This is a genomic window from Oleiagrimonas sp., assembly GCF_027858935.1.
Classification (GTDB): Bacteria; Pseudomonadota; Gammaproteobacteria; order Xanthomonadales; family Rhodanobacteraceae; genus Oleiagrimonas.
In genome coordinates, this window is record NZ_JAQIBU010000241.1 from 1 (window position 1) to 4,057 (window position 4,057).

Consider the following 4,057-nt stretch of genomic DNA (forward strand, 5'->3'; position numbering starts at 1 on the left):
CTCATCGACCTATGAGGAGTGATACTGATCACGTTACGACAGCAGTGAATGGGTGATCAGCACCGGAACACTGATCATGCTCCACCGGAACTGGTGATCAATGCCACCGGAATACGCAACCACCTCTGCTGTAAACGCACCCCAGCCCATATTGGGTTTGTTCAGGACAGGCCGTGGTCACGTGATTTTGGCAGATCGGTCAAGTTCAGGCGCGCGCCAACAGATGTTGATTTCAACAGGGAGAGGGGCATGGTTAAGTCTGACCAAACACTTGACGCGTCAGTCGTTGACGAAAAAATTAAAGAAAAAAGGTTTATTGATTCCCTGGTCACTAGAAGTTGGTGGCTACTCGTTGTGGAAGGTATCGTCGCATCCATCGCACAGCAGATTTGGTCGGATGGTGGAAATAACGATCTTCTTTATGGTTTGGTGGGCGTCGTGTGGATGTTTTTTTGGACGCTTGAGGACAGTCAGGAGCCACCATGGGGAAAGCTGCTAGTCGTAGTGGCGTCGGTTCTCATTGCATCGGCATGGCCTATGGTTTTCTGGTCGATCGCGATTGGGGGCACCTTTATCGCGTTGGTGATCGGCATGACTTTGCATCTTCGGCGACAGAGTAGGGAAAAAGCCGGACGCTGATCGCCAAACCTGATTGGCTCCGACTCTCAGCCTCCGGTCGCGTGATTTACGATCGACTGACTGGGCTTCTTCGCCGGCTGCTCCTGCAGGCTCCATGACGGATAAGCACATTGCTTCAAGGTGAGTAACATAGTGAGTAACAATGAAGGCTATTGTTTTTAAAAGATAGTTAAAACAATTACATATAGCTAAATAGCGAGTCCTACTTCGGGCGCCAAAATCCAGGGATCCTGTGACCTCACAGGATCCCTTTGTTGTTTCTGCAACCCTTCAATTGCAGCGCGAGGCCGCCACGCGGTCGATGCGAACGCGCCCGACGTTGGAAACCACCACCCGCAGGATACGACTGTCTTGTGGGTGAACCGGGCATACCAGCAGGCTCAGGTTGCTGCCCGGGGAGCGGCCATCCGGTTGGAAATACACCCGGCGCCGGCCGCGGCTGCCGACGACGCGCAAGCTGGCTGGCAGGGCGGGCCAGGTCATGGCGGGGGTGTCGTCCGGCTGGCCGTCCCGCATACGGTCCACGCCGACGATCCAGCCGTTCCGCCACAGGGCATCCCCGCTGCAATGGCGTCCATCGTGGCTCGGACACAACAACGCCCTCTGGTTGTGGCTGATGGCCAGCATGCGCGTGGTGCGAAGGGCATTGGCCAGGGCATTGGCCGTGGTCCTGCTGCGGCTGCGTCGCAGCGTGCCGTGCAACGCGGGTATGGCCATGCCCAGCAGCACGGCGGCTACGGCCAGACTCAGGATCAGTTCGATCAAGGTGAATCCGCGCATCGTGCGCATGGGCGTGCTCCATATGGGACCGGCTTCCCATGTTCCCGGGGTCAGCGCATATGTGCCATCGGCATGACGGCAATGCATTCGTGGTCCGCGCGCCCGGCGCGGTGTAGGCCTGAGCCCCTATACTTGAAAGTCTTTGCCACGAGCATGTTGCATGAGCGAGCGTTTCCAACTGGAGTCGCCCTACCAGCCGGCCGGCGAGCAGCCGCAGGCCATCGATCGCCTGTGCGCGAACTTCGAAGCCGGTCTGGCGCGCCAGACCCTGCTTGGCGTGACTGGATCGGGCAAGACCTTCACCATCGCCAACGTGGTCGAGCGGGTCCAGAGGCCGACTCTGGTGATGGCGCCCAACAAGACCCTGGCCGCGCAGCTGTACGGCGAGTTCAAGGAGTTTTTCCCGCGCAACGCGGTGGAATACTTTGTCAGCTATTACGACTATTACCAGCCCGAGGCCTACGTGCCGTCGTCGGATACCTTCATCGAGAAGGATGCGTCCATCAACGACCATATCGAGCAGATGCGTCTGGCGGCGACCAAGGCGCTGCTGTCGCGTCCTGATTCGCTGATCGTGGCCACGGTTTCGGCCATCTACGGCCTGGGCGACCCGGAAGACTACCTCAGTCTGCGCCTGATCCTGTCGGTCGGCGAGCACATCGACCAGCGCAAGCTGCTGCGCCAGCTGACCGAGCTGCAGTACACCCGCAACGAGATGGAGCTGCGCCGCGGCAGCTATCGCGTGCGCGGCGAGATCATCGACGTGTTCCCGGCCGAGTCGGACACCGAGGCACTGCGCATCGAGCTGTTCGATGGCGAGATCGAGAATCTGGCCCTGTTCGATCCGCTCACCGGCGAGGTGCAGCGCAAGGTGCCGCGCTACACCGTCTACCCCAAGACCCACTACGCCAGCACCCGCGAGAGCGTGCTCAACGCCATCGAGAGCATCAAGGTGGAGCTCAAGGAGCACCTGGACAGGCTGTACAAGGCCAACAAGCTGGTCGAGGCACAACGCCTGGAACAGCGCACCCGTTTCGACATCGAGATGATGGCCGAGGTCGGCTACTGCCAGGGCATCGAGAACTACTCGCGGCATCTGACCCGGCGCGCGGCTGGTGAACCGCCTCCGACCCTGTTCGACTACCTGCCGGCCGACGCGCTGCTGGTGGTGGACGAATCGCATGTCACGATTCCGCAGATTGGTGCCATGTACAAGGGCGACCGCTCGCGCAAGGAGACCCTGGTGGAATTTGGCTTCCGCCTGCCTTCGGCACTGGACAACCGGCCGCTGCGCTTCGAGGAGTGGGAGCAGCGCGCACCGCGCATGATCTTCGTCTCGGCCACGCCCGGCAAGTACGAGAAGGCCAACGACGGCGGCAACGTGACCGAGTTGGTGGTGCGCCCGACCGGTCTGGTCGATCCCGAGGTGGAGGTGCGGCCGGTGCGGACCCAGGTCGACGATGTGCTGGGCGAGATCGGCCTGCGCGTGGCCCAGGGTGACCGGGTGCTGATCACCACCCTGACCAAGCGCATGGCCGAAAACCTCACCGAGTACCTGGCCGAACACGACGTGCGCGTGCGTTATCTGCACTCGGACATCGATACCGTCGAACGCGTGGAGATCATCCGTGACCTGCGTCTGGGCGAGTTCGACGTGCTGGTCGGCATCAATCTGCTGCGCGAGGGCCTGGACATGCCCGAGGTCTCGCTGGTGGCGATCCTGGATGCCGACAAGGAGGGCTTCCTGCGCTCCACCGGCTCGCTGATCCAGACCATCGGACGCGCAGCGCGCAACGTGCGCGGCAAGGCCATCCTGTACGCCGACCGCATCACCCGCTCGATGCAGGCCGCGATGGACGAAACCGACCGCCGCCGCGAGAAACAGCTGGAGTGGAACGCCGAGCACGGCATCACGCCGACCACCATCGTGCGTCGCATTGCCGACATCATGGAGGGTGCCCACGGCGGTGAAGGCACGCGCAAACGCGGCCGTGACCGCGGGGCGGCGCGCAAGGCGGCCGAGGAGCGCGCCGAGTACGCGGCCATGAGCGCAAGCCAGGTCGCGGCGGAACTGAAAAAGCTCGAATCGCGGATGTACCGCCACGCCCAGGACCTGGAATTCGAGGAAGCCGCCAGGCTTCGCGACCGTATCCGTCAGGTCAAGGAACAGGCGTTGCGCTGAGCCCCGTGATCCATGCTTGTCGATACGGGCCCGGCTCTGCTAAAGTTCGCGGCCTTGTGGGCGGTTAGCTCAGCGGTAGAGCACTACCTTGACATGGTAGGGGTCACAAGTTCGATCCTTGTACCGCCCACCACTACCTAACCTGTTGAAAGATAGGTGCGAAAGGGGGAGCCAGAGATGGTTCCCCTTTTTCTTTGCCCCTAGAGAACGTTCACACTTTATGCCCATCGTTCACAGTAGGCAATGTGAATGCTCCCTCATGCACAGGCTCCCGTGTGCATGACCTCCCGTAAGTTGTTGATACTTTATTGGGTAGCCCTACCTTGTGAAGGTAGTGCTCCGTTGCTGTGCGCAACGGGCGCAGCTCTACCGCGGAGCTAACCGCCCACAAGGCTTACTCTGGTGCCACCTGCTAGACGCCTGCGGCATTTGCTGGCGGGCTGCTCTAGCCTGTGG

The 4,057-nt window shown here is 61.1% G+C and carries 3 protein-coding genes and 1 tRNA gene; 3 read left to right on the plus strand and 1 reads right to left on the minus strand.

Features of this window, described 5'->3' with window-relative positions; all coding sequences use genetic code 11:
* Positions 1–249 precede the first annotated feature (249 nt).
* Positions 250–639, plus strand: coding sequence for a hypothetical protein (locus PF446_RS08885; RefSeq protein WP_298071074.1), 390 nt, complete (start codon positions 250–252; stop codon positions 637–639).
* A gap of 270 nt (positions 640–909) precedes the next feature.
* Here PF446_RS08885 and PF446_RS08890 read toward each other — a convergent pair whose 3' ends face one another.
* A complete protein-coding gene (locus PF446_RS08890; protein WP_298071075.1) occupies positions 910–1,428 on the minus strand; it encodes a GspH/FimT family pseudopilin in 519 nt (172 codons plus the stop codon).
* Positions 1,429–1,579: 151 nt separating this feature from the next.
* Here PF446_RS08890 and uvrB point away from each other — a divergent pair, with 151 nt between their 5' ends.
* Positions 1,580–3,601 carry an excinuclease ABC subunit UvrB gene (gene uvrB / locus PF446_RS08895; RefSeq protein WP_298071076.1) on the plus strand — a complete coding sequence of 674 codons (2,022 nt, stop codon included), beginning with the start codon at positions 1,580–1,582 and terminating at the stop codon, positions 3,599–3,601.
* A 58-nt stretch (positions 3,602–3,659) separates the two neighbouring features.
* Positions 3,660–3,734 (plus strand) — tRNA-Val (locus PF446_RS08900).
* Positions 3,735–4,057 lie beyond the last annotated feature (323 nt).

Bases quoted from the DNA above. Each gene is read 5' to 3' on its own strand.
- PF446_RS08885 (WP_298071074.1), top strand. From the start codon at position 250: ATGGTTAAGTCTGACCAAACACTTGACGCGTCAGTCGTTGACGAAAAA.
- PF446_RS08890 (WP_298071075.1), bottom strand. From the start codon at position 1,428: ATGCGCACGATGCGCGGATTCACCTTGATCGAACTGATCCTGAGTCTG.
- uvrB (WP_298071076.1), top strand. From the start codon at position 1,580: ATGAGCGAGCGTTTCCAACTGGAGTCGCCCTACCAGCCGGCCGGCGAG.